The 574-nt window shown below is 76.0% G+C and carries 1 protein-coding gene; it reads right to left on the bottom strand.

What is annotated here, in order from left to right; translation table 11 throughout:
• Positions 1-574 (bottom strand): putative PEP-binding protein (locus FHR04_RS20810; protein ID WP_338084786.1); only part of this gene is annotated, 574 nt, incomplete at both ends.

Here is a 574-nt window from a genome sequence, read left to right as displayed (position 1 = left end):
GCCCGAGCATCGGGTTGGCCTCGTGCATCCGGCGGACCGCCGCGAGCAGCCGGGTGTCGTGCTCGTCCTCCTCGCCGCGCTCCCGCGCGAGCGCCACCTTCACGGCCAGGTCGGTGAGGTCGGGCAGGAACTCGTGCAGCGGCGGGTCGATGAGCCGGATCGTGGTCGGCAGGCCGTCCATCTCGGTGAGCAGCGTCCCGAAGTCCTCGCGCTGCAGCGGCAGCAGGGCGTCGAGCGCCGCCTGCCGCTCGGCGTCGTCGCCGGCGAGCACGACCCGCTCGACCAGCACCCGCCGCTCGCCGAGGAACATGTGCTCGGTCCGGCACAGCCCGATGCCCTCGGCGCCGAGGGCGCGGGCGCGCCGGGCGTCCTCGGCGGTGTCCGCGTTGGCGTGCACCCGCAGCCGCCGCGTGTCGTCGGCGTGGGTGAGGACGCGGTGCACGGACCGGACGAGCTCGGCCGTCTCCTCGTCCTCGCCGGCCTGCGCCAGCGCCGCGTCGAGGCCCTCGCCCAGGTAGGTGCTGACCGGCGACGGGACGACCGGCACCGCGCCGAGGTAGACCTCGCCGGTGGA

The sequence above is a fragment of the Deinococcus radiopugnans ATCC 19172 genome, assembly GCF_006335125.1.
GTDB classification, from domain to species: domain Bacteria; phylum Deinococcota; class Deinococci; order Deinococcales; family Deinococcaceae; genus Deinococcus; species Deinococcus radiopugnans.
Note: the sequence above shows the minus strand (reverse complement) of the source record. Positions and strands in the feature narration are given on the sequence as shown.